At 35.9% G+C, this 26,344-nt stretch carries 31 protein-coding genes; 11 read left to right on the forward strand and 20 right to left on the reverse strand.

All coding sequences use genetic code 11. The annotated features are described in order from the left end of the window. Positions 1-131: 131 nt before the first annotated feature. The 6 genes from WH188_RS22455 to gcvT all read left to right on the forward strand — a co-directional run bounded on the left by WH188_RS22455 (position 132) and on the right by gcvT (position 4,442). The gene (locus WH188_RS22455; protein WP_021189166.1) at positions 132-836 is read left to right on the forward strand and encodes an SIMPL domain-containing protein; all 705 of its coding nucleotides are present in this window, start codon (positions 132-134) and stop codon (positions 834-836) included. After that, positions 836-1,321, forward strand: coding sequence for a DUF4112 domain-containing protein (locus WH188_RS22460; protein WP_021189167.1), 486 nt, complete (start codon positions 836-838; stop codon positions 1,319-1,321). The genes WH188_RS22455 and WH188_RS22460 overlap by 1 nt, the downstream gene beginning before the upstream one ends. A gap of 77 nt (positions 1,322-1,398) precedes the next feature. Continuing rightward, entirely contained in the window at positions 1,399-1,767 is a 369-nt protein-coding gene (locus WH188_RS22465) for a DUF4359 domain-containing protein (protein WP_021189168.1), read from the forward strand. A 6-nt stretch (positions 1,768-1,773) separates the two neighbouring features. Then, a complete protein-coding gene (locus tag WH188_RS22470) occupies positions 1,774-2,463 on the forward strand; it encodes a pseudouridine synthase (protein WP_132844920.1) in 690 nt (229 codons plus the stop codon). After that, the gene (locus WH188_RS22475) at positions 2,460-3,278 is read left to right on the forward strand and encodes a DUF6929 family protein (RefSeq protein WP_132771723.1); all 819 of its coding nucleotides are present in this window, start codon (positions 2,460-2,462) and stop codon (positions 3,276-3,278) included. The genes WH188_RS22470 and WH188_RS22475 overlap by 4 nt, the downstream gene beginning before the upstream one ends. An 84-nt stretch (positions 3,279-3,362) precedes the next feature. Next, the gene (gene gcvT, locus WH188_RS22480) at positions 3,363-4,442 is read left to right on the forward strand and encodes a glycine cleavage system aminomethyltransferase GcvT (RefSeq protein WP_183918386.1); all 1,080 of its coding nucleotides are present in this window, start codon (positions 3,363-3,365) and stop codon (positions 4,440-4,442) included. Between the two features lie 38 nt (positions 4,443-4,480). Here gcvT and WH188_RS22485 read toward each other — a convergent pair whose 3' ends face one another. The 10 genes from WH188_RS22485 to surE all read right to left on the reverse strand — a co-directional run bounded on the left by WH188_RS22485 (position 4,481) and on the right by surE (position 13,632). Beyond that, a complete protein-coding gene (locus WH188_RS22485; protein ID WP_132771725.1) occupies positions 4,481-4,702 on the reverse strand; it encodes a DUF6358 family protein in 222 nt (73 codons plus the stop codon). A 371-nt stretch (positions 4,703-5,073) separates the two neighbouring features. Beyond that, positions 5,074-5,388, reverse strand: a complete 315-nt coding sequence (locus WH188_RS22490; RefSeq protein WP_021189171.1) for a rhodanese-like domain-containing protein — start codon at positions 5,386-5,388, stop codon at positions 5,074-5,076. Positions 5,389-5,539: 151 nt separating this feature from the next. Then, entirely contained in the window at positions 5,540-6,037 is a 498-nt protein-coding gene (locus tag WH188_RS22495; protein WP_021189172.1) for a GNAT family N-acetyltransferase, read from the reverse strand. After that, positions 6,034-6,603, reverse strand: a complete 570-nt coding sequence (locus WH188_RS22500; protein ID WP_132771727.1) for a thiamine diphosphokinase — start codon at positions 6,601-6,603, stop codon at positions 6,034-6,036. Before WH188_RS22500 ends, WH188_RS22495 begins: the two co-directional genes overlap by 4 nt. A 5-nt stretch (positions 6,604-6,608) precedes the next feature. Further along, positions 6,609-7,799, reverse strand: coding sequence for a M20 metallopeptidase family protein (locus WH188_RS22505; RefSeq protein WP_168127981.1), 1,191 nt, complete (start codon positions 7,797-7,799; stop codon positions 6,609-6,611). Between the two features lie 10 nt (positions 7,800-7,809). Further along, the gene (locus tag WH188_RS22510) at positions 7,810-8,268 is read right to left on the reverse strand and encodes an SPOR domain-containing protein (protein WP_021189175.1); all 459 of its coding nucleotides are present in this window, start codon (positions 8,266-8,268) and stop codon (positions 7,810-7,812) included. A gap of 24 nt (positions 8,269-8,292) precedes the next feature. Beyond that, the gene (gene secA / locus WH188_RS22515; protein ID WP_132771729.1) at positions 8,293-11,589 is read right to left on the reverse strand and encodes a preprotein translocase subunit SecA; all 3,297 of its coding nucleotides are present in this window, start codon (positions 11,587-11,589) and stop codon (positions 8,293-8,295) included. Between the two features lie 141 nt (positions 11,590-11,730). Further along, positions 11,731-12,603, reverse strand: a complete 873-nt coding sequence (locus WH188_RS22520; RefSeq protein ID WP_132771730.1) for a menaquinone biosynthesis family protein — start codon at positions 12,601-12,603, stop codon at positions 11,731-11,733. Next, positions 12,600-12,860 (reverse strand): hypothetical protein, encoded by a 261-nt coding sequence (locus WH188_RS22525; protein WP_132771731.1) that lies wholly within the window; start codon positions 12,858-12,860, stop codon positions 12,600-12,602. The genes WH188_RS22520 and WH188_RS22525 overlap by 4 nt, the downstream gene beginning before the upstream one ends. 1 nt (position 12,861) lies before the next feature. Next, positions 12,862-13,632 carry a 5'/3'-nucleotidase SurE gene (gene surE / locus WH188_RS22530; RefSeq protein WP_021189178.1) on the reverse strand — a complete coding sequence of 257 codons (771 nt, stop codon included), beginning with the start codon at positions 13,630-13,632 and terminating at the stop codon, positions 12,862-12,864. A 396-nt stretch (positions 13,633-14,028) separates the two neighbouring features. Between surE and WH188_RS22535 the strand changes: the two genes are divergently transcribed. The 4 genes from WH188_RS22535 (at position 14,029) to WH188_RS22550 (ending at position 17,772) form a co-directional block, all read left to right on the forward strand. Continuing rightward, positions 14,029-14,940, forward strand: coding sequence for an AEC family transporter (locus WH188_RS22535; RefSeq protein ID WP_132771732.1), 912 nt, complete (start codon positions 14,029-14,031; stop codon positions 14,938-14,940). Positions 14,941-15,026: 86 nt separating this feature from the next. Beyond that, a complete protein-coding gene (gene kduI / locus WH188_RS22540; RefSeq protein WP_021189180.1) occupies positions 15,027-15,872 on the forward strand; it encodes a 5-dehydro-4-deoxy-D-glucuronate isomerase in 846 nt (281 codons plus the stop codon). 5 nt (positions 15,873-15,877) lie between these two features. Then, the gene (locus tag WH188_RS22545) at positions 15,878-17,002 is read left to right on the forward strand and encodes a DUF4861 family protein (RefSeq protein ID WP_132771733.1); all 1,125 of its coding nucleotides are present in this window, start codon (positions 15,878-15,880) and stop codon (positions 17,000-17,002) included. Further along, complete coding sequence (locus tag WH188_RS22550; RefSeq protein WP_132771734.1) at positions 17,002-17,772, forward strand: SDR family NAD(P)-dependent oxidoreductase; 771 nt, start codon at positions 17,002-17,004, stop codon at positions 17,770-17,772. The genes WH188_RS22545 and WH188_RS22550 overlap by 1 nt, the downstream gene beginning before the upstream one ends. 38 nt (positions 17,773-17,810) lie before the next feature. Here the strand turns inward: WH188_RS22550 and WH188_RS22555 are convergent, their stop codons facing one another. Genes WH188_RS22555 through WH188_RS22565 form a run of 3 tightly spaced genes read right to left on the reverse strand, consistent with a single transcriptional unit; the run spans position 17,811 to position 20,144 of the window. Continuing rightward, positions 17,811-18,587, reverse strand: a complete 777-nt coding sequence (locus tag WH188_RS22555; protein ID WP_339424682.1) for a formylglycine-generating enzyme family protein — start codon at positions 18,585-18,587, stop codon at positions 17,811-17,813. Between the two features lie 41 nt (positions 18,588-18,628). After that, on the reverse strand, positions 18,629-19,384 hold the full coding sequence (locus tag WH188_RS22560) for a hypothetical protein (RefSeq protein ID WP_168127982.1): 756 nt from the start codon (positions 19,382-19,384) through the stop codon (positions 18,629-18,631). Position 19,385: 1 nt separating this feature from the next. Continuing rightward, on the reverse strand, positions 19,386-20,144 hold the full coding sequence (locus tag WH188_RS22565) for a hypothetical protein (RefSeq protein WP_132771736.1): 759 nt from the start codon (positions 20,142-20,144) through the stop codon (positions 19,386-19,388). A 172-nt stretch (positions 20,145-20,316) separates the two neighbouring features. Between WH188_RS22565 and WH188_RS22570 the strand changes: the two genes are divergently transcribed. Then, complete coding sequence (locus WH188_RS22570; protein WP_168127983.1) at positions 20,317-20,841, forward strand: YegJ family protein; 525 nt, start codon at positions 20,317-20,319, stop codon at positions 20,839-20,841. A 36-nt stretch (positions 20,842-20,877) separates the two neighbouring features. On the opposite strand, the gene nadD is transcribed toward WH188_RS22570, so the two are convergent. The 7 genes from nadD to dnaN form a co-directional block, all read right to left on the reverse strand. Next, the gene (nadD, locus tag WH188_RS22575; protein ID WP_021190413.1) at positions 20,878-21,453 is read right to left on the reverse strand and encodes a nicotinate (nicotinamide) nucleotide adenylyltransferase; all 576 of its coding nucleotides are present in this window, start codon (positions 21,451-21,453) and stop codon (positions 20,878-20,880) included. Beyond that, positions 21,453-22,025: a guanylate kinase gene (gmk, locus tag WH188_RS22580; RefSeq protein ID WP_132771738.1), complete on the reverse strand. Its 573-nt coding sequence runs from the start codon at positions 22,023-22,025 to the stop codon at positions 21,453-21,455. The genes nadD and gmk overlap by 1 nt, the downstream gene beginning before the upstream one ends. A 2-nt stretch (positions 22,026-22,027) precedes the next feature. Next, on the reverse strand, positions 22,028-22,903 hold the full coding sequence (locus WH188_RS22585; protein WP_132771739.1) for a YicC/YloC family endoribonuclease: 876 nt from the start codon (positions 22,901-22,903) through the stop codon (positions 22,028-22,030). A gap of 58 nt (positions 22,904-22,961) precedes the next feature. Further along, positions 22,962-23,531, reverse strand: a complete 570-nt coding sequence (locus WH188_RS22590) for a CAP domain-containing protein (protein ID WP_168127984.1) — start codon at positions 23,529-23,531, stop codon at positions 22,962-22,964. A 64-nt stretch (positions 23,532-23,595) separates the two neighbouring features. Beyond that, on the reverse strand, positions 23,596-24,243 hold the full coding sequence (locus WH188_RS22595; protein WP_168127985.1) for a DedA family protein: 648 nt from the start codon (positions 24,241-24,243) through the stop codon (positions 23,596-23,598). Between the two features lie 122 nt (positions 24,244-24,365). Continuing rightward, a complete protein-coding gene (locus tag WH188_RS22600) occupies positions 24,366-25,025 on the reverse strand; it encodes a DedA family protein (protein WP_021188231.1) in 660 nt (219 codons plus the stop codon). A gap of 10 nt (positions 25,026-25,035) precedes the next feature. After that, the gene (dnaN, locus tag WH188_RS22605; protein ID WP_021188232.1) at positions 25,036-26,160 is read right to left on the reverse strand and encodes a DNA polymerase III subunit beta; all 1,125 of its coding nucleotides are present in this window, start codon (positions 26,158-26,160) and stop codon (positions 25,036-25,038) included. Between the last annotated feature and the right edge of the window lie 184 nt (positions 26,161-26,344).

Raw genomic sequence — 26,344 nt, forward strand, 5'->3', positions numbered from 1 at the left:
TTTAAAAAAAATTAAAATCCTTTATCTTTTTAATTTTTTTTCCATTAAACTACTTGGCTCAAACTGCGTCTACATCAATAGAAACAAACAATGGTTCGATTTTTGAAAACAAGTATTAAAATAGAAAAAGTATGAAAAATTTATTGTTAGGAATAATGCTATTTGCATCTGTACACACTTTACAAGCACAACAAATGACAAATAAAGATATGGTAACAACCATCGGAAGAGCGGAAGAAGAAGTAACACCCGATATTATTTATATAAACGTTACTTTAAAGGAATTTTATCAAGACGGAAACACAAAGAAAAAGGTTTCAATCGAAACTCTTGAAAAGCAATTATTTCAAGCAGCAACAAATGTAGGGGTTGAAAAAAAGGATTTTACAATTCAAAACATCTACAGTACGAACTATGCTACAAAGAAGAAAAAAGAAACTGAAATCTTACTTTCTCGTCAATACCGTATTAAAGTAACGCAATTGAATAAATTAAATGATTTGTTCGATGGTGTTGATGCTGCCGGAATACAGAATACAGCAATCAGCGAACTTGATTATTCAAAAAAGAAAGAACTTGAAAAAACATTAAAAGTTAAAGCGGTTAAAGATGCGATGGAAAATGCGAAAATTTTAGCTGAAGCTGCTGGTCAAAAAGTTGGAAAAGCAATTCTATTGTCTGAAAGTCCACAAATGATTTATTTCAATTCACCACGTGCCATGGCTTCATTCAAATCAAGTAACATGGAAGCTGCAGATGTAGCTGATGATCTGGACTTGGATATTAAACCGATCAAAATTACAAGTGAGGTAAATGCATCCTTTGAAATATTATAATGAAAAGAGATTTATCTTTAGCTGACAAAGAAAAAAGAAGAGATCATGATTTCGGTTGGGTTGAAAGACTCTCCTGGCTGATGGATAATAATTTCCAGATAGCTGGATTCCGCTTTGGTCTTGATCCACTTCTTAATTTTGTTCCTTTTGCAGGAACAATTGCCAGCTTTGGAACGTCATTCGTTTTGGTAATGGTCATGTGGAGAAATGGAGCGAGCTCTAAATTAGTCGTCAAAATGCTGATTAATATTTCAATTGATGCAATTTTAGGAGCAATTCCACTTTTTGGAAATGTATTTGATTTCTTTAACAAGGCAAATACCAAGAATATCAAATTGATGAAAGAGCATTACTACGAAAACAAACATCAAGGTTCTGCGATTTGGTTACTACTGGGTATTCTATCGATCATTGTCCTCTTTTTTGTCGGCACCATCTATCTTTTATGGATTGCCGGAGAATGGGTTTGGCAATTACTTTTTTAACCGAATGTATATAAAATCATAAAATAGCGTTTATATGGATGTATAAACGCTATTTTTGTATACACAATTTCTTAAAAATGAATAAAAAAAGAATTTTTGCTTTAGTAATCATTTTCATTGTTATTGCAGCAATATGGACAAATCCGAAAAAGGAACAACATGAACTTGTTGTGAAGGAAAAAGCCGAATATTTATTAAAAAATCAATTAGGTAAAAAAGAACAGAGCTTATTTGATATCGGCATGCAGTTATTCGGAAATAATGCAGTCGAAGATTTTGTTTCGAAAAACGTTCTCGTTGAAAACTTCTATCTTTTTTCATTAACAAAAATTAAATGGCAAGGTAAGGAGAACCCCATAGGTGTCGGTGCTTTCGGAAAAATATGGTTAAGCCCTAAGATTGACGAAAAAGCGACCGAAATAATCGATGCTATAAAGAACAATTAATCCAACATGTTAGAAATATTATATCAAGACGAAGATATCATTGCGATTAATAAACCACATGGTTTACTTGTACACCGTTCATCTATCGCGCGCGATGCTTCCGAATTTGCCCTTCAGCTCTTGCGTGATCAAATTAATCAAACGGTATACCCTGCACATCGCCTTGATCGAAAAACAGCTGGAATCCTCTTATTCTCTTTAAATAAGGATATGGATAAGGAATTGCAGCAGTTATTTCAGAACCAACAGGTCGATAAAAAATATCTAGCGATATTACGTGGCCATGCGCCCGAAGAGATGCACATTGACTATCCCCTGAAAAAAGATAACGGGGTAATACAGGAAGCACAAACCGATTTCAAAACAATCGCTCATACAGAACTTCCTTTTCCTTCAGGAAAATTTCCAACATCTCGTTATAGCTTAGTTGAAGCAAATCCTACAACAGGAAGGATGCATCAGTTAAGAAAGCACTTCGCACACATCTTCCACCCGATTATAGGTGATCGCCCTCATGGTTGTAATAAACAAAACAAGTTTTGGAAAGAGCATTTTGAAATGGACACCATGATGTTGCATGCCTCTGAAATAACATTTAAGCATCCCAAAACACAAAATAATATCATCATCAACGCAGGACTACAACCGGAATTTAAACGTGTCCTCGAGATCTTAAACATGGAGAACTCAATATGAAGAATATCATACTGGATTTTTTTCTAACCATCACCGGTATCAGTGCCGCGTCAGGGTTAGTACATCAAAATAATCACCTTTTTCTAATCGCTGATAACAGTCAATACTTGTACGACTTTGGACTAAATGACCGACTTCTAACAAGAATTCAACTTGACAAAAACACATCAGATCTAGAGAATATAGCGAAAGCTAGAAAACCAGATTTTGAATCCATAACTTTCGATCAGGATAAATATTATATTTATGGTTCAGGATCAACGCCAAACCGTAACCTTCGCATTACCTACCAAAAAGAGGTTCTAACCGAAGATTTTTCCAAAATATATCATCGCTTACAGCAGAAATTTCTAGTCGATCAGGACAATTTTAATATTGAAGGTGTTATTCATACGGAAGATGAGATTTGGTTATTCAATAGAGGTAATGGTCAAAAAGCTCAAAACGGAATCTTCAAAATCAACAAGTTCAACACTGAAAAATCCAGTTTTGATGCGATCAAATTACCGCTCATAGATCAAGTACAAGCAGGTTTTACCGATGCCATTCTGGTTGGTGACTTCGTTTATTTCATTGCTGCGGCCGAAGCATCAAACTCAACTTATTTAGATGGGGAAATTGCGGGCACAATACTTGGAAAATTTAATCGTAAAAATTCTCAAAGTATTGAAACTATCCGTATTCCGGGAAAGCACAAATTTGAAGGCATTACCTTAAAAGAGCAATCAGAAGATCAGATCACTTTTTTTCTTTGCGAAGATAAAGATGATGATAAAATGGAAACCACGATTTATTCTTTGACAATCGATCAGTAAATCGATTGCATAAATGCTAATCTTTAGGCTAAAATCCATGTTTATTTTGTAAATTTGTAAATAAATAAAACTTATCGTATTATGATCAAAAATACTGCCCTTACGGATACGCATATCGCTTTAGGAGCGAAAATGGTACCTTTTGCAGGTTTCAATATGCCTGTTCAATATTCGGGCATCAATGATGAACACGAAACTGTTCGTACAGGTGTAGGTGTGTTTGACGTTAGTCACATGGGCGAATTCATTCTAAAAGGAGAAAAAGCGCTAGACCTTATTCAGATGGTGTCTTCAAATGACGCATCTAAATTATATGATGGTAAAATACAGTATGGTTATCTTCCAAATGAAACTGGGGGGATAGTAGATGACTTTTTAACTTACCGCATCGACGAAAACACATATTTCTTAGTTGTCAATGCTTCTAATATAGAGAAGGATTGGAACTGGATTTCCAAATACAATAGTTTTGGAGTTGATATGAAAAATATTTCGGACGAAACTTCACTATTTGCGGTACAAGGGCCTAAAGCAGCTGATGCTTTACAATCTTTGACAGATATTGAACTAGCATCTATGGAATACTACTCTTTTGCTAAAGGTACCTTTGCTGGAGTAGAAAATGTGCTGGTATCAGCTACAGGTTATACTGGTGCTGGTGGTTTTGAAATCTATGTTGCTAACGAAGATGCTCAAAAAGTTTGGGATGCTATATTTGAAGCTGGAGCAGCTTACGGTATTAAACCAATCGGTTTAGGCGCGCGTGATACGCTTCGTTTAGAAATGGGCTTCTGCTTATATGGCAATGATATTGATGATACAACTTCTCCTTTAGAAGGCGGTTTAGGATGGGTAACAAAATTCACGAAGGAATTTGTTAACTCGGCGAATCTAAAAGCGGAAAAAGAAGCTGGTATCAAGAAAAAACTAGTAGGATTTGAAATGATTGACCGTGGTATTGCACGTCATGATTACGAAATCGTAGATGCTGAAGGAAACAAAATTGGTCGTGTAACTTCAGGAACACAATCTCCAACATTGAAAAAATCAATCGGTTTAGGCTATGTAGATAATGCTTTCGCTAAAGAAGGCACTGAAATCTTCATCAGTATCCGTAACCAAAGTATAAAAGCAAAAGTGGTAAAACCACCATTTGTTAAGTAATAATAAAAAGGGGGCAATTGAAAAATTAGCCCCCCTTTTTATTGCTTGTTCTTTTCTAATCTTCTTCGCTCTTCCTCTTTCTTTAAATCAATCCTAACTTTCTTAATAAGTACACGTTTAAAGAAAATAAAGACGACCAATAGCGCGATCGAAATACCACAGACTAAAATGTTTCCTGCTTCATAAGACTTATAGCCATAATAAACTGCACCTACTATCAGTAAGTTGATTAGAATATTTAAAATAAAATTTTTTGTCATAAGATTACTTTTTAGCAATTACCTTCTCCCTAAATTTGAAGAAATAAAATAGACCCGCTACTATATTGAAAAATATAATAAATAAAGCCAAGAGCATCCGCTCTGTATTTGAAATTCGACCAGAAAAAATGATTTCTCTCAGTACCAATACGACCCAGATTAAAGAGAGTAACAAAGATATACTAAAGAGAATAGGAAAAATTTCAAAATAAAAGAATTTTGATATTATTGAAATGCAATAAAAAGCAAGACTAAACAAAAAAGCTTGTTTAGTCTGATGCTCTAAGTTTTTCATTAAATACGATTGTTTATTGTAAACCTATTCGGTTATTGATTATCGATATGAAAAGTATAACCTTGATGGATGTATATTAATAAACATCAATCTCAGGATCGATCTCCTCTTTCCAAGCAAGGATTCCGCCTTTTAAATTTGCTAAATTATCAAAACCTTGTTGCTCTAACATCATTACTGCTTGCGCAGAACGTTTTCCTGAACGGCATTGTACCACGACAGGTTTATCTTTAGCGATTTTATCTACTTCAATTAAGATTCCAGATAAAGGAATATTCAATCCTCCTAAATTAGAAACCTCATATTCAAATGATTCACGAACATCAATTAATTGAAAATCTTCGCCATTATCAATTTTTGATTTAAGCTCTTCTACTGTTACTTCTTTCATGATGATTACTATTTATATCAAACTTAGATAAATTGCTTTTTATATGCAACATAATTTTGTCACATATAAAAACAATTTATGTTCTCTCCTCTGCCATTAAAAGCTATTAATTCATAGAGGAAATATACTACTTAATTACGAAAATAAACCGTTAAAGCGTGAGGTCTTTTTGCATAACATAATCATCCAAAATATAACCATAATAAGGGATGTCAACAACTTCCGTTACAACAAAACTCTGCTTTAAATAAAAATGATAAGCCGGATTACCCCGATTTACATTTAGCTCTAAAAGCTTTAAATCTCTTGATTTAGCCAGATCAGCTACAAAATTTAAGAACTTCGTTCCATAACCTTTTCCCTTATCTTCAGCTAACAGATAAAGTTTTTCTATTCTCAAAATCGATTGTTCCTTATTTTGAACAGCAACAAATCCTTTGGGTACAGCACCTTCATACAGTAAATAAAAATCTTGACCACTGTCCATTAAAGCCTGAATAGCATCAACAGTGTAATTTTTATTCAACATAAAATCAATTTGTTCTTGCGTTAGAATAGCAGGATAAGTTTCATTATAACTTTGCTGTCCAATTTTACTAATAAATGCCGCTTCATCTTTTCCTGCGGATTTAATAATTACTGCGCTCATAATTTTTCTGTCAATAAACAATATTTTGGTGATGAAAATTCTAACCTAAAAAAACCATCTTGAATTGTTCTAAAGTGATTTTCTCCAATCGCTTGCAAACCACTTGTCTCCAAGTCATTCAGTACAGACCCTATAAAAAGCTCATCCCCAGCAGGCATCCATTTCTCAAATCCCGATTGAACAAAGATAGTTCTCGTTTCGTGATGCAACCATACAATATCAATCATTGGTGCAAAATATTCCAATACTGTCTGATCAAATCCAGATCCTAATATATTTACAGCTTTGTACCCCTCCTCAATAAGATAACTCAAAGCACTGGCTATAAAATTTTTTTCATAAATAACAGCCTTTACATGCTCCTGCGGGAAATCCATGAGCCCCGGAGTGAAGATGATATCTACCTTATAGGCCTGAGAAGTAACAGCTTCATAAGAGTTGACATCCGTAACGATCGTTGGAGACCATTCTAAAAGCTGTCCAACCAACTCTTTGTCAATACTATAAATATCCGTTATCAGTAGTGCCGGCTCTTGCCTTTCTCGAACAATATGATGTGACGACATAGACTTTACTGACCTAAACGTCTTAATGTCATATAAGCCATAAGACCAATGCTCAATTGTAATGCATCCTCATCAATATCAAAAGATGACGTATGAACAGCAGACTGGATACCCTTCGACTTATTTCCTGTCCCTAAACGGTAGAAGCAGGCATTTACTTCCTGCGAGTAATAGGAAAAATCTTCTGCCGCAGGCCAAAGATCTAAATCTAAAACATTTTCTTTACCGAGATATTCTTCAGCATAACCTCTTGCTGCTTTTGTCAGTTCAGGATTGTTAATTAGGAACGGGTATCCTTTACGTACATCAAAATCACAAACCGCACCCATACTCTCTGCAATACCTGTTGCCATTTTAACCATCTTTTCATGAGCCTCAGCGCGCCAATCTTCATCAAACGTACGAAAGGTTCCTTCAAGATAAACTTCGTCAGGAACGATGTTTGTAGCTCCATTTGCAATGATCTTTCCGAAAGAAAGAACTGTAGGGGTTCTTGGGTCGGCAAATCGGCTCGCAATCTGTTGCAGTGCCGTTATGATATGCGCTGTGATAACAATTGGATCAATATTTTGATGCGGATGGGCACCGTGACCTCCTTTACCTTTTACTGTCACAAAAAGTTCATCACAAGAAGCCATATACTTCCCCTCTCTAAAGCCAACTTTACCTGCCTCAATAAAAGGCATAACATGTTGACCTATAATGGCTGAAGGAATAGGATTTTCTAAAACTCCTTCTTTAATCATGAGGGATGCTCCACCCGGAAGACGTTCTTCTCCTGGTTGGAAAATCAATTTTACAACTCCTCCAAATTCCGATTTCAATGCGTGCAGTATTTTGGCCACACCTAACAAAGATGAGGTATGCACATCATGTCCACAGGCATGCATGACACCTGGATTTTGAGAACCGTAAGTCCTGCCTTCCACTTCTTGGATAGGCAAAGCGTCCATATCAGCGCGTAAAGCAATCACTTCATCAGAAACGATGTCACCCGTTAAATAGGCAACTACACCCGTATCAGCCATTTCTTCAAAGGGAATTCCAATAGCATTCAAAACAGACTTGACATATGCCGAAGTACTGTACTCTTCAAAAGAAAGTTCAGGGTGCTGATGAAGATGTCTCCTCATTTGAACTGCTTCGTGGAAAAACTGTTGGGCTAAGGCATTAACTTTATCTTTAATACTTGCCATTTTAATAAGATTATTGGTAAACAAAAACGTTTTCAGAGAATACGAAGACGTTCTTAAATTGTTGACGCAGCAAATTCATAAAATTATTTGCTTCAGATCGACTCCTAAAATCTCCTACTTTAACCCTATAATTAGGTTCATCGTAATTAATATAGGTATCAATATCTTTATACATATTTCTAAATCGCGCCTGCTCTGAGAAAGCACTGTTACGATCACTGCCTGCAAATATCTGAACCCTAAAACCACGAACCGTAGTACGCGTAGCCGCGCTTCTTACAGTCGGTTTAGTTGGTACAGCAACAGGTTTGCTTTCGACAGGATTGATACCCATATTTGCCCTAACGTGTTGTAATAGCGTAATTAATGTATCTTTTACGACAACTACATTTTCATTTTGTTGCGCCTTTACTTTCGAAAAAGTAAAAGCAACTAAAGCAAAAACAACTATCAATCCTCTCTTAAGCATTATTATATTTTTTTAAAACACTGCCTAGCTATTAACGCCGTGACAGTTTTTGTATTTCTTACCAGAACCACAAGGACAGTCATCATTGCGGCCAATTGCATTTTCATTGCGGATAGGCTGTGTAGGGCCCAAATCACGGGTATCTACATCCTCAGCACTTACTCCAATTGGAGATTCCAGCTCTGCTTTTGTCGCTTTAACCTGTACCGGAGCAGCTTGAACAGAACGTTCTGGAACACTTTGCATATTTTGTCCAGGGATCTCACCTTTAAAGATAAAGCTTACAATATCCTTATTCATGGTCGCCAGCATCGACTTAAATAAGTTGAATGCTTCCATTTTATAGATAATGATCGGATCCTTTTGTTCGTAAACAGCATTCTGAACAGATTGTTTTAAGTCATCCATTTCACGTAAATGCTCTTTCCAAGCTTCATCAATTAATGCTAAAACAATACCTTTTTCAAAAGATTTGAAAACTTCTCTTCCTTCTGTTTCTATTGCTTTCTTCAAATTTGTAGCAACTTGAATGCCACGAAGACCATCGGAGAAAGGAATAACAACATTTTCGACAACATTACCACGCTCTTCAAATACATTTTGCAATACTGGCATCGTATGTGCCGCTACCGTATTTAATTTAGTGTGGTACGCATTGATTATCTGATCAAACAAACGATCTGTTAACGCTTCGATCTTTAGACTTGTGAATTCTTCTTCCGAAATCTCTGGATTTACAGCAAATATACGGATTACTTCAATTTGAAAATCTTCATATGAACCGCCTTCTTTAGCATCAACAACAATTTCTTCAACAACATCAAAAATCATATTGTTCAAATCGACGTCTAAACGTTCTCCGAACAATGCATTCTTACGCTTTGTGTATATAACTGTACGCTGTGAGTTCATCACATCATCATACTCCAATAAACGCTTACGAATACCAAAGTTGTTTTCTTCTACTTTACGCTGTGCTCTTTCGATTGACTTTGTCAACATACTATGTTGCATCACTTCACCTTCTTCAACACCCATTTTAACCATGATGTTAGAGATACGCTCAGAAGCGAAAAGACGCATTAAGTTGTCTTCCAAAGAAACAAAGAACTGCGATGATCCCGGATCCCCTTGTCGACCAGCACGACCACGTAACTGACGGTCAACACGACGAGATTCGTGACGTTCTGTACCGATGATCGCTAAACCACCTGCAGCTTTCACCTCATCTGTTAATTTAATATCCGTACCACGACCAGCCATGTTTGTCGCAATAGTTACCTGTCCAGGTTGACCTGCTTCCGCAACAATATCGGCCTCTTTTTGGTGTAATTTTGCATTTAAGACATTATGCTTTACCTTACGTAATTGAAGCATACGGCTTAATAATTCAGAGATCTCAACAGAAGTTGTACCGACCAACACAGGTCTTCCCGCTTCAGTTAACTTTTGGATTTCTTCCGCAACGGCATTATATTTTTCACGAGCAGTACGGTAAATAAAATCTTGACGGTCATCACGTAAAGCAACGCGGTTTGTAGGAATTTCTACAACGTCCAATTTATATATTTCCCAAAGCTCACCAGCCTCAGTAGAAGCTGTACCCGTCATACCCGCAAGTTTGTGGTACATACGGAAGTAATTTTGTAAGGTAATCGTTGCATATGTCTGTGTAGCATCTTCTACTTTCACATTTTCTTTTGCTTCGATTGCCTGGTGTAATCCATCAGAGTAACGGCGACCATCCATGATACGTCCTGTTTGCTCATCTACTATTTTTACTTTTCCTTCGTCAACAATATATTCAACATCATTTTCAAATAAAGTATATGCCTTCAATAATTGATTGATTGAATGAATACGCTCTGCTTTGATAGAATAATCACGTAATAACTCCTCTTTACGAGCAGCTTTCTCCTCTAAAGGAATATCTGCTTTTTCGATATCCGCAATTTCAGAACCTACATCTGGCAAGATAAAGAATGAAGGATCTTCTCCCGAAGCAGTAATAAGCTCAATACCTTTTTCCGTTAATTCTACTTGATTATTTTTTTCATCAATTACAAAAAACAATTCAGCATCAGCTTTAGGCATATTTTTATTCTGCTCTTGCATATAGTAGTTTTCCACTTTTTGCAAAATCTGACGGTGATTATCCTCACTTAAGTATTTGATCAAAGCTTTATTTTTCGGCAAACCGCGATAAGCTCTAAATAATGCTAAACCACCTTTTTCTGGATCGATATCTCCAGCTTTAACTGCTTTCTTAGCTTCATTCAAAACCGTATTGATATATGCTTTTTGTGCATTTACCAAACGTTCGATACGTGGTTTTAATTGGTAAAACTCATGTTGATCACCACGTGGGATAGGACCTGAAATAATCAATGGCGTACGCGCATCATCAATTAAAACTGAATCGACCTCATCCACCATTGCAAAATGTAACTTACCCTGTACCAAAGCATCGGGTGTCTGCGTCATGTTATCACGCAAATAATCGAAACCAAATTCATTATTCGTACCGTAAACAATATCTGAAGCATAAGCTTTACGTCTTTGCGGCGAGTTTGGTTGGTGTTTATCAATACAATCTACGCTCAATCCATGAAATTCAAAGAGTGGTGCATTCCACTCCGAGTCACGACGTGCCAAATAATCATTCACTGTAACAATATGCACACCATTACCAGCTAATGCATTTAAATAAGTAGGAAGGGTTCCAACTAATGTTTTACCCTCACCAGTTGCCATTTGTGCAATTTTACCCTGATGCAAAACAACACCACCAATTAATTGCACATCATAATGCACCATGTTCCAAGTTACTTCAGTTCCTGCAGCTAACCATACATTTTTCCAAGTTGCCTGATTTCCTTCAATAACCACATTTTGCTTTTGCGCAGCAAGTTCTCTATCAAAATCTGTCGCAGTAACGACTAATTGTTTATTTTCTGCCAAACGTCTTGATGTTTCTTTTACCACAGCAAATGCTTCTGGTAAAATATCCATTAAAACCTCTTCTAATTTTTTATCACGGTCTTTCGATAATTTATCTACACTTTCGTATATCGCTGTCTTTTGTGACATGTCCAAATTATCATCTTCAGCTTCAGCCTTTAGAGTAGAAATCTCTTTATCAATATCTGCTAAATATCCTTTTATTCTATTTTTGAAATCAGCGGTTTTGCCACGCAATTCATCATCACTTAACGGCGAAAGTTGTTCGTACTCCGATTTGATTTTTTCTACAATTGGCTGGACCGCCTTAATATCTCGCTCGGATTTACTTCCAAATAATTTACTTAAAAATTTTAACATAATATTCTTTTCTATCTCAATTTATGACTTTCATTCAATAATGACTCCAAACTAAAATTGCAGACAAATTGACACTAATCGGGCAAATTTAGTTATTAGATATCATATCTAACACACTATATCTATATTTTTTACTATTTTTTATGACAAAAATAAATTCTTTTCCGTTTTAGGGATAAAGCCCATATCCTGAGCCTTCTTAAACATGATTTCAATCGCCGAACGCCCCTCTTTTCCAAGTTCTACAGAGTACTTATTGACATAAAGTTCAATGTGTTTATACATCACCTCGATGCTCATCTCCTGAGCATGCGATTTGATAAACTCGAGACCTGATGTCGGGTTTGCAAAAGCATATTCGACACTCGCTCTCAAAACGCGGTTCAATTTTTCTTTAATATCTTGAGGAATACTTCTTTTAACAACAATACCACCTAAAGGAATAGGACAATTTGTCGTTTTTTCCCAATAATCGCCCAAATCAACCACTTTAAATAAGCCCTTTTCCTGATAAGTAAAGCGGTTTTCATGAATGATCAATCCTAAATCTATATCGCCGGCTAACAAAGCACCTTCAATTTCTGAAAAAACAAGTTCCTTTTTATTTTTCAATTCAGGAAATGCCAAACCCAATAAAAAATTAGCTGTCGTATATTTCCCGGGATAACCGACCCGTAATTCTGCTAGTGCTTTCGTTAATACCGTTTTGGATGACAATATTTCTTGAAGCTCTTTAGCCAGCTCTTCATCTTTCGTAATTAACATGGGTCCTACTCCAAAACCTAATGCACTACCGGCGTCCAATAGCTCATAATCTTCAACAGCATAAGCAAAAGCGTGGTAACTTAATTTTGTGACGGCCAAGTCTCCCTTAAAGGCTTTTAAATTCAAGGTTTCGACATCTTCATATACAATGTCAAACTCTAGTCCTTCTGTATCTATTTTATGATGAATAAGTGCATCAAAAATAAACGTATCATTCGGGCATGGTGAAAAACCCAATGTCAATTTCATATGGATAATTTATGTGTAAGAATATAAAGTATGGTTGCTATAAATGTAGCGACCAAGACTCCTTTTGCTAAGGCACCTTTTTCTCCTTTAAACAAAAAACGTATAACCAATAAGTTGATAAATACCGCTATGGCATAAATTAACATCGGCTTTTCCGATATCGTTTTTTCAAAAAGCGTTGTATAGGTAGAAAGTAAATAAGCGATCATGGGTGCAATGGCACCCAACAAAATCCCTATGCCTAAATTGTTTTTCATATTAACTATCGAATCCCCAAGAATTTAATTCAGGAATAACATGATGGGCAGTCATATCAAACTGTGTGGGTACGATAGCAACATAACCTTTGCTTAATGCGTATGAATCAGTATCCTCTCCACGATCTTCCAACTCAAACCTGCCAGTCATCCAATAATAATCCCGATCTCTAGGATCGACACGCTCATCAAACTCTTCAACATAATGTCCACCTGCCTGACGACAGATCTTTATACCTTTGGCTTCATCTTTAGGAAAATTAACATTCAACAAAGAACCTTTTGGAAGACCATTTGCCAACACCTGCTTGGTGATTGATACCAGGTAGGATCTACAATGAGAAAAATCTGCATCGTAATCAAAATTATCTAAAGAAAATCCAATAGACGGAATTCCTTCTATTGCTCCCTCAACCGCAGCGGACATCGTTCCTGAATATAAAACATTGATCGAATGATTGAGCCCATGATTAATACCAGAGACACATACATCAGGCTTACGCCCCTTAAAGATCTTATTTACGGCCAATTTGACGCAATCTACCGGAGTTCCAGAACATTTATACATCTCAACCCCTTCATAAAGATCAATACGGTCTAAACGCAAAGGTCGCCCGATCGTAATGGCATGTCCCATACCCGATTGCGGGCTATCGGGAGCAACGACCACCACATGGCCAATTTTTTGCATTTCTTCAATTAAAACTTTAATCCCTGGAGCTGTAATGCCATCATCATTCACAACCAAGATGGTTGGTTTCTTCTTTGTCATGATGCTAATTTAGGAAGAAAAAAAGAAAAGCGTTAGCTTTTAACCTATTGCTTTTTCTTTTTATACATTAAAAAGACCTTAACTCATATTTTTTAAAGGACATCTGATGCACATATAGGTATCTCATTAAATATTTTATGAGATTTATATCAGATATTATTTAGGTTTTATAGAGGGTTTCTATAGATTTACCTCTATGAACCCTCTAGAAACCCTCTATTACTCCTGTAGTATCACTACATGAAATTATAATATGTTCAAAATATAATTGCCCTATATCTACCAGCAGAACTGCATTAAAAAAAGATGATTTTTATCCGATATATATTCTAAAAAATATAAAGTCAATTTCTCTTTTGAGTAACTTCGACCATTCATATCGTTTTCCAATTTAAAATGGTCAATTTTATACTTATTATATTCTGTGTCTGTGCTGGAATGCTATTTAAGCATTTTAGATTAATTCCTGAAAATGCTTCAAAAAGCATTAATATATGGGTTTTATATATCGCCTTACCTGCCGTATCTTTTAAATATATTCCCCAGATCACCTGGAGTATGCAACTTTTTTTCCCTGTCCTATCCCCTATACTTGTTGTTGCAGGGAGTTGGCTCTTTATGGAACTGTATTGTCGCTATAAAGGCTATAGTCAGCGGTCAAGAAGTACGTTGGAATTGTCGTCGGCATACAGCAATACCTCTTTTATTGGTTTTCCTTTAATTATTGCCTATTATGGGGAGCAGAATCTAAGTATTGCTATTATTTGCGATCAGGTAAATTTCATGCTATTGTCTACCGTTGGGATTATTTGTGCCATCAAGGGAGACCGGAGCAATAATGAAGGGATTAAGGTTGGTGCCCTATTAATAAGACTTGTTACTTTTCCTCCTTTTATCGCCTGCATACTTGCCCTTGTATTGGCACAATACGTGGATTTGAGTATTACCGAACCATTTTTTGATAAGATCGCATCTACAGTCGCGCCCTTGGCATTATTTTCTGTGGGGTTACAGTTGCAATTTAAAGGCATGAAGAGAGAGATTTCTCAAATTTCGATGACCTTATTGTATAAATTGATGTTAGCGCCTGCGATTGTTCTTATCGCCGCATTGTTACTCAATGTTAAGGGGGATATCGCCCGTGTGAGTATTATGGAAGCGGCTATGCCGACTTTAATTACAGCCAGTATGGTGGTACAACAATTTAGGCTAAACACGAAATTAATCAATCTCATTATTGGCTTAGGAATTATCTTAAGTCTATTGACAACAGCCATCTGGTCTTATATCATTTCAATATTTATTTAAAGTCTCCGATATCGATTGCGAAGATTATTGTGGCTTATGATCTATTTATATGTTATTTTTAGCATGTTTCTTAAATACGCTAGAATATGAAAATGAATTATGAGTCGCGCTACGCAATTAGCCCAAATGAATGTAAAACACTTGATACAAAGTCTTTAAGAGAGAACTTTTTAATAGAAAATATTTTTGAAGCAGATCAGATACATTTTACTTACTCACACTATGACCGCTACATGGCTGGAGGTGCCATGCCGGTTGCTGAAAAAATAAAATTGGAAACGATTCCAGCATTGTTGAAAGAACCTTTCTTTCTCAGCAGAAGAGAGCTTGGAATTATTAATGTTGGTGGAGCTGGAAAAGTAGAAGTTGATGGTACCACCTACGAATTAGGCTACAAAGAGGCCTTATATATCGGAAAAGGTGTAGAAGATGTTTACTTCAATAGTAATGATCCCTCGAATCCAGCAAAATTCTATCTAAATTCAACTCCTGCTCACCATACCTTCCCCACAAAAAAAGTAACGAAAGAGTCGGCTAATAAAATTGAACTCGGATCTCTTGAGACAGCAAACCATAGAACAATCAATCAGATGTTACTGAATAAGATTGTTGATACCTGTCAACTTCAAATGGGTATGACAGAGCTAAAACCAGGATCTGTTTGGAATACGATGCCTGCACACACCCATGACCGTCGAATGGAAGTTTATTTCTACTTTGAAGTTCCCGAAGGTCAAGCGGTATCACATTTTATGGGTCCAGTAGATGAAACACGCCATATTTGGATGAAAAATGAACAAGCTGTGATTTCTCCCCCTTGGTCAATTCACGCTGGAGCAGGTACCAGTAACTATACTTTTATCTGGGGAATGGCAGGAGAAAACCTCGACTACGACGATATGGACAAATCTGCAATTACAGATTTAAAATAAATACTATGAAATCATTATTATCGGTGGCATTATTACTCGGTATTACATCTAGTTTATCTGCCCAAAATAAGAGCTCATTACTCATCCACAATACTTCTTCTTTTGAGAGAAAAGAAGTCGTGAGTATTCCTTACGAAAAATTTAAACAGCACTTTGAACTAAAAGATACCGTTTTTTCGATTTTGGAAGAAGAATCGAAAAAACCGGTCATCTATCAACTGGAAAAGCGCGGAAAATCAACACCTCAAAATGTACTGATTGCGGTTCACATTGCTCCGAAAGCAAAAATTGAACTTGCTGTTACCGCCACTGCACCTGTAAAGACAGCAAGCAAAACATATGCGCGCTATGTTCCTGAACGAAAAGATGATTTTGCATGGGAAAACAATGTTGTAGCTTTTCGAGCATATGGTAAAGCTTTAGAAGGGACTTCTGAAGATGCACAAGGTTTTGATTTTTGGTCAAAACGGACCAACGATCTAATTATTGATGAGTGGTATAAAACAGGTGATTATCATGCCGATCACGGTAAAGGTCTCGACTATTATTCTGTAGGACAAACCCTTGGGGTAGGTGATATGGCACTATACTTTAATGGTCAAATTCAATACACAAAACACTACCGTCGATCAGAAGTCCTGGACAATGGTCCTATACGCAGTACTTTCAAATTAATTTATGAGCCTCAAGAAATAGAAGGTCAGATGATCAGTATTGAAAAAGAGATATCAATTGATGCTGAAAGTCAGTTAAGTAGAATTAATGTGAATATGCATAATGCAACCGCTGCTGAGACACCTATCGTATTGGGTATCGCCAAGCGAAAAGAAGCAAATCCTAATTACACGATTTATAAAAAAGAAAACTTCTTTGCTTACTGGGAACCAGAGAATAAAGGCAATATTACGGGAACAGCGATCATTTTACCACATGTAAAGAAAGATTTTATTGATACTCCAACTCAATTTTTATGGAATATAGCGGCTAAAAATAATCAGACCCTGACTTATTATATTGGCGCAACCTTCAACAAAGCCGGAAAAATTGAAAATATGGATGCTTGGAAAGCTTATTTGCAACAAGCATCAGAACAAATACAAAAACCATTAACCATTAGCTATAAAAAATAATGTCCATACTACAATCATTTGATTTAACAGGAAAAATAGCCCTTGTGACAGGTTGCAAAAGAGGAATTGGCAAAGCTATGGCCGAGGCATTAGCTGAGGCTGGAGCAGATATAATTGGTGTATCTGCAACATTAGAACTAGAAAATTCTGCTGTTCAAAAATCTATTGAATCTTTAGGTAGAAAATTCCATGCCTATCAATGTGATTTTTCAAAGCGAAATGACTTGTATGCATTTATTACTAAGGTAAAAGAACAACATCCTGTCATTGATATATTAGTCAACAATGCCGGTAATATCTTACGCAAACCCGCAGCAGAACATCCGGATGAGTATTGGGATGAAATTATCGAGATCAATCAAAATGCTCAGTTTATCTTAACCAGAGAAATAGGTAAAGACATGATTTCACGTGGAACAGGAAAGATCATATTTACAGCATCTTTACTCTCTTTTCAAGGCGGAATCAATGTACCTGGATATGCGGCTTCAAAAGGTGCGATTGCATCGCTCACGAAAGCTTTTGCAAATGAATGGGCCTCCAAAGGTGTCAATGTGAATGCTATTGCTCCGGGATATATTGCAACAGATAATACTGAGGCATTGCGCGATGATCCGGAGCGTTCTGCTTCTATCTTAGGTCGAATTCCTGCCGCAAGATGGGGAGAACCTCAAGACTTCAAAGGACCTATATTATTTCTGAGCTCTGAAGCGTCTAACTATGTTCATGGAACAATTCTGACCGTAGATGGTGGCTGGATGGGTAGATAACAAATAGATGTAGAGAGATTTGTTTTTATTAGATCTCTCTACATTTTCTTGACTACTCGAAAGCCAAGATTACTAAAAGATGCATTTGGATTGACCGAACCTATGTATTGCGAATTAAAGGATACGCAACTATTTTTACTACACCACCACGATCCCCCGCGTGCATGGGCAACTTTCCTACCTTTATCACGTTCTAATGCGCCTTCACAAAATTCAAACACATTACCATATACATCATATAAACCTAAAGGATTTGCTTTAAATGTTTTAATCGGTGATGTATAGAGATAACCATCCGTGGTATCGGCTACCAAATGATTTCTGCCATGCCATATATTGGCATAATTGATGATTTTTTCTAAATCTACCCCTTCAAAATACTTTGTCTCCGAACCTGCTCTTGAAGCTACTTCCCATTCATCCAATGAGGGTAAACGAACCCCTGCCCATTCGCAGTAAGCTACTGCATCCCGATAGGATATACAGGTAACAGGATGATTCATTTTATCTTTAATCCCGCCTCTACTTATTCCGTTTGGAAACCGCCAATATGCCGTACTATCCTGTATCCATCGAAATTCTTCTAATCCGGGTTCAAAGACCATTGCATTACGAAATCGTTCTGCCAATGTGACATAATGCGTAGCAGAAACAAATGCAGCAAATGCTTCATTTGTTAATTCGGCTTCAGCAATAGCAAAAGCTGGAATTGAAACGGATCTTTTAGGATTATCCAAACTGATTGTATCACCTAAAATATAAGTACCTGCCTCCACCGCAATAAACTTTTGTTCTTGGGCAAAAGAAGTATTCATGTATAAAAAAAATCCAATCAATAATATTCGAATGCTCTTCATCATTTTGAAATTTTCTGATTATAATATTCCTGTGCCGTAGATAAGAGAAATTGTTCGTTTGCTGTATTGAAACGAACTGATGTCATATAATTAGCATCGCCCAAATACAATTTTCCATACATCGTAGATTTCAGATAAGGAGTGTACTGTTCTTTTTTTAATATTAAAGATAATACCGTCAAAACATCCCTATCTTTCCTATTTGTTTGATAATAGCGAATCATAGCCGGGATACTTTCCCATGCAGAAATTTCGACAAGGGCCGATTTTAAATTGACACCCATATGTTTCTTTACAGCTATGGTTTCAAAAATCAATGTCTGTACTGTATCGCGATTTTGTTTGAGAAACTTATATTGATCCGCGCTCCAGTCGACTCCTGAAAGACGAAAGGTAAGTAACCCAAAGATCTTTTGATCTTCACCCCGACTTGTCATATCATCTATACAAGCCTGACTATATACTTCTGGATGAATCATAACATAGGTAAACTGTTCTTTTAAATTCAATCGCTTAAATTCGTCCTTAGAAATAGCCGCGATGTAATCTGCAATCATTCCATCATCTTCTGGTTCTTTAATTTTTTTGATTAAAGATTCAACTTTTCTCAAACCAAACTCAGGTTTTGTCTCCTGCTCGCGGTATGCCCTATAGTTTCGATCAGCCTGCGTCGGTTCAACATAAACATGCTCTTGTGCAACTAATGTTGTACATAGACAAATCATAAAGAGACTTACACTAATTATTCGCTTCATATTATTTCTTTTTTACTTTGTAGTAACGATTTGCCCGCTCACAAATTAAATCCTCATTTGCTTTATTATAGTTCAAGTAGGCATAATAACCAGCATCTGTACCATACAATTTCTGATAGGATACTGAATTGAGGAATTCTTCATATTCGCCACGTTTCATTAATAGCATCAGTAAGGTTAGTGCATCTTTATCCTTTGGTGTATTTTTAACATACGTAATGATAAAAGGAATCATGTTCCAAGCATTCATTTCTAAAATTGCTTCTTTGTAGTTAATGCCCATCCATTTGCTCCGTCCAACTGATTCTTGAATGAGTCTCAATACCGAGTCTCGATTTTCAAGAAGAAAGTCAGCTTGTCTCTGGCTCCAGCTCGCCTCATTAAATCCCGTTTCAAGCTGTCCGAAAATGCGTTTCTGAAGATCATTTTGATATTCTGGAATAGCACAATTCTGTTGAGAAAGTTCTGCATGGATCATTACATAAGTAAATTTCTCTCTTAGGCTCAGTCCATTAAACTGCGAAGCACTTATCGCCTCAAAACCTCCATCAGAGCTTCCTTCTGGATCTTCTTTAAATGTAATATTTGATATTAACGTCTTGATTTTCGTCAGTCCGTACGGCGGTATAGTCATTTTAGTGCGCAATTCGTATCCTTTTTCATCCCTAGTATAAGAACTTCCATCATCCTCGTTCGTCTGAGCAAATGATTTTATAAAGCCTGAAAAAAGGAGAATCAATAATATTAAATGATGTTTCATTGTTTTAATATAAGTTAGTCCAGTTGTCCATTTAAAATTTATTGAAGATATGAATAAACTGTTATATAAAAATACAGACCATAGTACTAGTCATTTCTCTTCTATTTGCAGTAAATACTAAATTATGATTATCTTAAAATAATATTTCTAAGCTAATACAAATAAACAAACAATGCTACATTCAAAAAACAGTCCAATTTTCAAGTTTTTTTTATTACCCGTACTTGTATCGTTCTCATTTATTTCGTGCCAAAACACGATTAAAGAAAAGATAAAGAATGATGATGTCATCGAATTCAATGGTGATGATCAAGCCATGAATCAGGCCATCCTCGAAGCAAATAAAACGTTTCAGAATTTTGAAACTTCTTTTAAGGATCCCCAGGAAGGATACGAGAGTTTTGCTATCAAAGTAAGATTCGATACAGAAGATGGGGGTGGTGAACATATCTGGGTGGGTAACCTAACCTCAGATGGCAAATCATATCGTGGTACCGTTAATAATGAACCGCAACTAACTAAGGTTGTAAAATATGGTGATCAAGTAACAATAGATCCGCAACGGATCTCTGATTGGATGTATCTAGATAAAGGGGTCCTAAAAGGTGGATATACCATCCGTGTTATGAAAAAGAACCTATCTGAAGAAGAAAAAAAAGCTTTTGATCAGGAAGTTGGATTTATTATAGAAGATTGAAGTTCATAAAAAAGGCGAAACTTAAGTTTCGCCTTTTTATGAATATAGTCCTTTTTTTTCGATAAACTCAATGACTTTATCCGGAGTATAGAATTTGATATTGCTCCCCTCTTTCACCGCTTGTCGAAGAAAGGTAGAAGACAATTCCATCATCGGTGTTTGTGTCAGGGTTATTGACGGATGTTCTTTCATTGTACCGCCATTATATCCAGGTCTTGGATAAACATAGATATGATAATCCCTTAAAATAATATCGTGATTCTTCCACTTTGAAAAGGTCTCTAAAATATCTTCACCCATAATTAAAACAAATTCATGCGTGGGATATTTTTCTGCCAGATGTGTTAAAGTATCGATGGTATACGAGGGTTGCGGTAAACTAAATTCAATGGAACTTGCCTTTAAATTTTCGGTCTCTTCAATTGCCAGATTAACCATCTCTAAACGGTCGTACATATTACCAAGGCTCTCTTTCTTTTTAAATGGATTTTGTGGGGATACCACAAACCAAACTTCGTCCAGCTCAGTATAGTTGGCCATATAATTGGCAATAATCAAATGCCCAACATGAACTGGATTAAAAGACCCGAAGAATAATCCGACTTTAGCCATTACTTTTTATTCAGAAAGTCCATTACCAATTTCTCTGCTTCCACAACAGCAACATCCAAATCATAATTTTTTAAAATCACATCAAACTTATCTGCATAGGATAATTCGGATTCAGCTTTTGCAAAACGTTCCTGCAATTTTTCTTCAGAGTCTGTTCCTCTACCACGCAGGCGTGCTTTTAAAACTTCTAAGGAAGGAGGTTGCACAAAAATAGATAAGGCTTCGTCTGGAAACTTTGAACGCAAACGAAGTCCTCCAATCACATCAATATCAAAAATAACATGTTTACCCTGTGCCCAGATACGTTCTACTTCAGAACGTAATGTTCCATAAAATGTACCTGAATATACTTCTTCGAATTCGATGAACTCTTGTTTCGCAATCTTATGTAGAAAGTCTTCTTTTGATATAAAGTAATAATCTTTGCCATCTATTTCTTCACCGCGCGGTTCGCGTGTACTAGCAGAAATAGAAAACTCCAACTTATCACCATGTTTACTTAATAGATTCTTTACGATTGTTGTTTTACCTGCTCCTGATGGTGCCGAGAATATAATTAACTTACCTGCCATTCCTATAATACGTTGAGCAATTGCTCTTTAATTTTTTCTAATTCTTCTTTCATTTTTACCACGATCTGCTGAATACCAGCGTGGTTGGCTTTTGATCCTAGCGTATTGATCTCTCTACCCATTTCTTGAGAAATAAATCCTAATTTCTTACCATTAGAATCAGATGCTTTCAAAGCTTTTTGAAAATAGGTACAGTGAGAGCGTAGACGAACTTTCTCTTCTGTTATATCTAATTTGTCGATATAATAGATCAATTCTTGTTCGAAACGGTTTTTATCAACGTTTTCCTTACCTACAGTTTCCTCCAGGTAATGGCCTATACGTTCGCGTATTAAAGGAATACGGTCCATTTCAACAGCTTCGACTTCTGTTAAATAAGTTAAGATCAATTCAACACGATCTGTCAGGTCCTGTGAAAGAACTGCTCCTTCATCTGCTCTGAAAATATTAAATTGCTCTACTGCCGCGTAAAATGCTTCTAATAATAATCGTGATTCTTCTTCATCAACTTCATTATCATTATTAGCAATTACTTCGGGCATATTAAGAGCCAATTCGAAAAGAGAAACTTGTTTATCTCCCAGTTCAAAAGCAATTTGTTGTAATTGAGTATAGTATTTTTTTAGCAAATCTGCATTAATTGTCGATGCTTTTGCCGTTTGATCAGAATATTCAACGTTTACAGAAAGGTTCACCTTACCTCTTTCAATAAGTTTACTGCACTCTGTACGTAAAGTCAATTCCTTGTCCGAAACTGCTTTTGGTAAACGCAGATTTAATTCAAGAAATTTAGAATTCAAGGATTTAATCTCGACGCTGTACTTAACTTTTCCATTGTCTTTTACAGCTGTGCCGTATCCTGTCATTGATTTTATCATATGCAAAGGTAAGAAACATTCCAATAATGCATAATATCAAGACTATAAATTGATTAATTTACCAATCATGCTTGGCAATAATGACACATAAATAACTTTTTTGATGTCCTTTCTTTCCTGTAGTAACAAAACCAATACCGATATCATATAAAGAGGCATTCCATTCGTCCATCCCTAATAGATGTTTTCGATGATGATAACCGGGCGCTTCTTTACCAATAATTAAACCTTTTATTGCGTCTGTGGCACTTGGCCAATTCCAGGCAATAGACTCAAAATTATTTGCGCGCTTATTTTTTAGCCATTTGGCATTCAAATCATAACCTGCTTGCTGCATATAATAATTAGGACCTATACCATCTGGATTGACATGGTCAAAATAATTTCGCTTTGCCATATCCTTGGCCCGCGATTCGGCAACCTCAGCGAGCCTCTTATTCCAATTCAGTGACTTTTGTGTCACTTTATTCAAATTGAATAGACCGAGCTTCTTTTTATACCGTTCAGGATTTTTACGGATTTCATTAAGAAGATGATAGGCTTCTTTTGCCTGCTTTTTTTCGACTCTTACTTGTGCTGATGATAATGAAAATAGTAGACTTAAACTGAAAATTAATAGGTACTTCATGTAAATAAATAGATGCTTCGTGTGAAATTCTTTCACAAAATAGACTCAAAAAAGGATCTTAGGTTTAGACCGTAGAAGATTTTTTATGATTAAAAAACTGTACCAGCACAGGTACAGCACTAATGATGATAACCAGGAAGACGACCAAAGAGAAATTATTCCTAACCATTGGGATTTGTCCAAAAAAATATCCTCCTAATAAAAATAAAGTGACCCATAATAGCCCTCCAAAAATATTATAGGTACCAAATTTAACATAAGTCATGTGGCTAACTCCTGCAAAAAAGGGTGCAAATGTGCGTACTATTGGAACAAAGCGGGCATAGATAATAGCTCTATTACCATGTTTAGTATAAAAAGACTGGGTGTTGATTAAATATTCGGGTTTAAATATTTTAGACTTTGACCTGAAAACTCGATGTCCCAAATATTTTCCAATTTCATAATTAACAAAGTCTCCTAAAACTGCTGCTGTCACTAACACCAACCAAAATAAAGACAAAGATAGATCGCTTTCTGGAAGAGCAATAATAGCTCCTAATGCAAATAATACCGAATCTCCTGGTAAAAATGGTGTTATAACAAGACCTGTTTCAGCAAACACAATTAAGAATATAATCAGATAAGTCCATCCTTGATAATCATGAACAATTTGAATAAGATGTTTATCAATATGTAAAATAAAATCAATGAGATTTGTGATAATATCCATTTAAAATGCATGTTTAATAAAATCAAACACTTACTGTTTTGATCATCGAACCTTATTGGGTTACAAATACCTTATTTTATGATATGATACTAAAAAATTGCCTGTAATAAAAAAGGAAGCTTTTAGGCTTCCTTCTTACTTTTAAATTTTTCTTTTAAGACTTCAAAGACAATCGGCAATACTGATAATAAGATAATCAACAGCACTACTTTTGAAAAATTATCTCTGATGATCGGTATATTACCTAAAAAATATCCTGCTAATGTAATCCCTACGACCCAGAGAATTGCTCCAATAACATTATAAGTTATAAAAGTGCCATAATGCATTCTTCCAATTCCTCCTACAAATGGAGCCAGTGTTCTGACAATAGGCACAAAGCGTGCAATTACAATTGTTTTACTACCATACTTTTCATAAAAAGTATGTGTCTTTTGAATCTGCTCGTCTTTGATTACCTGCTTACCAAATAGTTTAAATTTGGTCATCTGCATTCCAAATCGCTTCCCGATGGCATAATTAAGAGAATCTCCCGATACCGCGGCTACTAATAAGATAGCAATCATCAACCAGACATTAAGTTCATTTGGCTGTGCTGCTAGCATTCCTGCTGCAAATAGTAAAGAATCGCCTGGTAAAAATGGCATCACAACAACTCCTGTTTCAACAAAAATGATCAGAAATAAGATGAGATATGTCCACGTTTTATAATCATTTACGATCTCAAGTAAATGTTTATCAATATGCAGAACAAAATCAATGATATGCGCTATAACCTCCAAAACAGTGCGATTAACCGATGTTATTTAACATAACTGGCATAACCAGCATTAAAATATCTTCATTTTCTTCTGCTACTGCTGGAATTAGCAAACCTGCACGATTGGCTGTACTCATTTCAATGACTACTTCTTCGCTAGCTAGATTGTTTAACATCTCCACTAAAAATTTAGCGTTGAAACCAATTTCCATATCTTCCCCTTCAAACTGACATCCTAAGCGCTCATGAGCTTCATTAGAAAAATCAAGATCTTCAGCAGAAATATTCAATTCACTACCTGAGATTTTCAAACGTACCTGATGCGTTGTTTTATTCGCAAAAATAACAACACGACGTAACGTATTTAAAAATAGTAAACGGTCAACAGTTAACTTATTTGGATTCACCTGCGGAATTACAGCTTCGTAATCTGGGTAACGCTCATCAATCAAACGACAAATTAAATTGATGTTACCAAAACTAAAAAATGCATTTGTCGAATTATATTCAATCGAAACATTGATATCTTCTGATGGCAAAGATGATTTTAATAAAGACAATGCTTTTTTTGGAAGAATTAATGAAGCAGGCTTTTCTACGCCAATATCAGAACGTCTGTAGCGTACCAGTTTATGTGCATCTGTAGATACAAACGTTACGGCCTTATCTCCCAATTGAACTAACACACCTGACATTGCCGGTCTTAACTCATCATTACTAACAGCAAATATTGTTTTACTAATTGCCTCTGCTAGTATTGGAGCAGGCATATGAACAGTATGCGCATTGTCAATTACTGGAATTTTAGGGAAATCCTCAGGATTCTCACCACTCAACTTATATTTACCGTCACCGGCACTGATCTCGATCGCTAGCGTATTATTATCAACAAAAAAAGCAACTGGTTGATCTGGTAATGTTTTTAAGGTCTCTATTAAAATTTTAGAAGGCATCGCTACTTTTCCTTCTTCTTTAGCCTCAATTTGCAATGACGTAACCATGCTTGTCTGCAAATCTGTCGCAGATATTGTTAACGTATTGTCTTTTATTTCAAAAAGAAAGTTCTCTAAAATGGGTAGAACTGTACTACTACTTGAAGCGCCATTAATAGCTTGAAGTTGTTTTAATAAAATCGATGTGGATACTATAAATCTCATTTCCTAAAATTATGAATTATATCTGCAATATTACGCAAAAGAATCTACATTTTTAGAAGGTGTATATCCAAATAGCGGAAAATTAACTGTATAAACTTTATCTTGCTACAGGTTAGTAAATAATTGAATTTCAATAAAATTGACATCATATATCCCATTTATATTTTGAATATAAATAAATGCT

Source organism: Sphingobacterium sp. MYb388, from assembly GCF_037479535.1.
Classification (GTDB): Bacteria; Bacteroidota; Bacteroidia; order Sphingobacteriales; family Sphingobacteriaceae; genus Sphingobacterium; species Sphingobacterium anhuiense.